At 69.9% G+C, this 3,470-nt stretch carries 2 protein-coding genes; both read right to left on the bottom strand.

The features are described 5' to 3' along the window. Positions 1 to 371: 371 nt before the first annotated feature. Positions 372 to 1,460 carry a Gfo/Idh/MocA family oxidoreductase gene (locus RWX45_RS07145; protein WP_316023045.1) on the bottom strand — a complete coding sequence of 363 codons (1,089 nt, stop codon included), beginning with the start codon at positions 1,458 to 1,460 and terminating at the stop codon, positions 372 to 374. 327 nt (positions 1,461 to 1,787) lie between these two features. Continuing rightward, on the bottom strand, positions 1,788 to 3,431 hold the full coding sequence (locus tag RWX45_RS07140; protein WP_316023044.1) for a glycoside hydrolase family 43 protein: 1,644 nt from the start codon (positions 3,429 to 3,431) through the stop codon (positions 1,788 to 1,790). Positions 3,432 to 3,470: the final 39 nt, after the last annotated feature.

The raw sequence follows: 3,470 nt of genomic DNA, 5'->3' as shown, positions 1-3,470 counted from the left end.
ACCAGCCCCGATGCGGTCGCCCCTGACGGTGCGGATGCTGCCCCCGCCACCGCCGATGCGACCGCGACGGCGCGTCCGGCCACATGATCCGAGGTACCGACCAGCTTCCTCTCGCTCGACGGCGAGCGGCCGGCCGACCGCGACCTCGACCCCCTCGGTGGACCAGGAGCACCTCGGTCATCTTGAGGAGCACGTCATCGGACGCGGGGTGCCAATCGTGCCGCGGCCCGCGTGCGACGGCGTGCTCCGCATCTGGTGATGAGACTCAAGGTCGGTGGAATATGCCGAAATCGTTGGGCTTTGGTCGACGATTGGGCGGCGGCTCAAGCCGTTGGCGCCCGGGGTCGGGCTGCGTAGGGTTGAGGGCGTGCTCAGGCCTGCTCGGGGTGGACGACCTCGTGGGTGCGCGCGGAGGTCACGACCGCCTCGAGGATGGTCAGGCAGCGGATGACCGAGTCGTTGGTGATGGCCGGGTCGGCCACGCCGTCGATGACGTCGCGGGCGTTGCGGTAGAAGTCCATGACGTCCACCTTCACCTCCGGCAGCGGCAGCTCCTCCACCGGCGGGGTGGTGGTGGCCATGGCCTTGTAGTCCATGATCCGCGGGGCCATGGTCTTGGTCAGGCCCACGCCGGCCTGGACCGGCACTGCGTCGTCCTCCTCCGCCCCGGTGCGGCGCACGATGCGGCCGTTCATCTCCCAATCCTCAATGACCACGCTGCCGGTGGCGGACTGCATCCAGAACTTCGCCTCCGGCAGGAACGACGTCGTCGACACGTCCACCATGGCGTGCAGCCCGTTGGCGAAGGTGAGGTGGGCGCGGAAGCCGTCGTCGACGTCGTGCCCCAGAGCGAAGGACAGCTCGCCGTAGACGTCGATGACGGGGGAGTCGACCATGGTGAGCAGCCGGTCGACGGTGTGCACGCCCCAGTCGAGGATCATGCCGCCGCCGTGCTCGGGCTCCTGCCGCCAGTCACCGGGGATGCCGCGCGAACCGTGGATGCGCTGCTCAAGGTAGGTGGGCGTGCCGATGATGCCCTCGTCGTAGATCTTCTTGATGACGTTGAAGTCCGGGTCCCAACGGCGGTTCTGGTGCACCATGAACATTCGGCCGGCAGCCTCCGCCTCGGCCTTGACGTCGCGCATCTCGGCGGCGGTCATCATGGCCGGCTTCTCGCACAGCACGTGCTTGCCGGCGCGCAGTGCGGCCACCGCGTAGTCGTGGTGGGAGTCGTTGGGGGTGCAGATGAAGACGACGTCGATATCCGCGTCGCCCAGAATCGCCTCGGCGGAGTCGTAGACGCGCAGGCCGTCCGCCGCGGCGTCCTCATTGGCGCGCGGGTCAATGTCGTAGATGCCGACGACGTCGATGGCGACGTCGTCCAGCGCGCGCAGGTTCTTGGTGTGGTAGACGCCCTGGGTTCCGTAACCGATGACGACGAGCTTGTGGGTGGTGGACACGTTGATCTCCTAGTCGTGAGTGCGCCGCGCCGACCTCCTTGCCGTCGCCGGGCACGACCCCACGCTAAAAGAGGCGTCGGTTCCGGTGACAGGGCGCCGGGTGTGGCTTCCGCACGCACCGGCGAGAAGCCGACGACCGGGCCGACGGCGGAGAACTGTCACAATCCCTGACAAACGCCGTCACTCGTCCCGTAGTCGCGCAGCGGAACCGCATGATTGCAACGATCGACATGACGTGACTTGGGGTCGCTGGTCCGTTTGTCAGGGATTTTGACACGGAGCATGCAGGCAACCGCTCGGCTCACCGCGGGCGAGGACCGAGCGATTTCAGAGGGGACGGTAGGAGAAGCGCTCAATGGTGGCGGTGCCGGCCACGGCGCGCACGCCTACGACGCGGCCGGTGAATCCGCCGACGACCTCGGTGGACAGGTAGCGGCCGTCGATCCGTCCCAGCTCCCGGTCCTCATCCCCGACGCGCGCCCCGAGCACGAGCTCGTCGGGACGCTGCTTGCCGAAGACTCCTGCCTGTGGGGGTTCCGCAGCAATCCACAGGTGCACCGAGCCCGCCTCGTCCCCCTCCACCACGAACTCCTCGCCGAGCTGCTGCTCCAGCGGAGCCACGGTGGCGACGGCGCGCGCCCGGGTGCCGTCCCAGCGCACCGCGGCGCGGTGCCCGGGATCCAGATAGACGCACAGCTCGACTTCGGTGCCTGGGGTGGCTGAGTCCGCCGCAGCCGACGCCCCCTGCTCCGCCGCGGGCTCCCCGCGCCCGGTTGCGGTCGAGGCGCAGCTCAACTCCGCCTCCGCCCGCCAGGAGAGGTCCCGGCAGCGCGTGGCCAGCAGCGGGCGTGGGGCATCGTCGGCGGGGGCGGTTATGGTCAGGTGACCGTCGGCGTCGCGCGCCAGGGCGGTGTGCGCGAGTCCGCCGGGGGAAACCCACCGGTCGGGCAGGTCCCAGGCGCCGTCGTCGTCGAGCACCCTCCCGGGGCGCCCGTGCAGATCCGTGGTGAAGGCGTGGTCCGCGGCGGCGTCGCGCGCGGCGATGGCCTCCTCGTACCGGTCCTCCGCCAGCGTCGGCCAGTCCCCGTCCCAGTCGACGCCGACCAGGAAAGTCTCCCGGCCATTGACGTGATACCCCGGGAACGGCTCCAACTGGCGGATGCCCAGATGCACCATGGCAAAGCGGGCGCCGTCCCAGTCGCCGTCGGGTGTCGTCGCGGTGACATCCAGCGGCACGAGGTCGGCGTGGCCGGCAGCCTGGACCGGGTGGCTGGTGGAGCGGTGGGTGAGAATCGGGTTGCCCGGGTGCTGCTCCCACGGGCCGGTCAGCTCGCGGGCGCGCGCCATGGTGACGCAGTGCCCGACGCCGGTACCGCCCTCTGCCAGCAGCAGGTACCACCAGCCTTGACGCCGGTACAGGCGCGGTCCTTCGGGGTCGCGCATGCCCGTGCCCTGCCACAAGAGCGTCTCCTCGCCCAGGCGCTCGCCGGTTGCCGGGTCTATGGGGACTGCCTTGATGGCGGTGGCGAAGGCATCGCCGCCCATCGTCATGCCGCGCCAGGTCATATAGCAGGTGCCGTCCTCGTCCCAGCTCAGGTCCGGGTCGATACCGGGGGTGCCCGGCACCTCCACCGGCGTCGACCAGCCCCGCTCTGGGGCGGTGGTCGAGGTGATGCGCTGCGCCATCGGCTGCTGCCCCATATTGGTGACAATGAGGTAGAAGACGCCGTCGTGATGCCGCAGCGTGGGGGCGAAGGTGCCCAGGGAACCGGCGTCACCGCCGGGCAGCGGCAGGGCGCGGCTGGAGGTGTAGGCGTGCCCCACCTGCTCCCAGCGGACCATGTCCGCCGACCGGTGGATGGGCACGCCGGGCAGGTACTCGAAGCTGGAGTTGGCCAGCCAGAAGGTGTCGCCGACGCGGCAGATGGACGGGTCGGGGTAGAAGCCGGGCAGGATCGGGCGGGTGGACATGGCGGGCTCCTTGCAATGTGAGTGTTATCGGCTGGAGGC

This window comes from Actinomyces sp. MRS3W, assembly GCF_032465695.1.
GTDB lineage: Bacteria > Actinomycetota > Actinomycetes > Actinomycetales > Actinomycetaceae > Actinomyces.
The sequence above is the reverse complement of the archived record's forward strand: the minus strand, read 5'-3'. Positions and strand labels throughout refer to the sequence as shown.

What these genes read in the sequence shown, in the direction of transcription:
- RWX45_RS07140 (WP_316023044.1), bottom strand. Translation starts at nt 3,431, where the DNA reads ATGTCCACCCGCCCGATCCTGCCCGGCTTCTACCCCGACCCGTCCATC.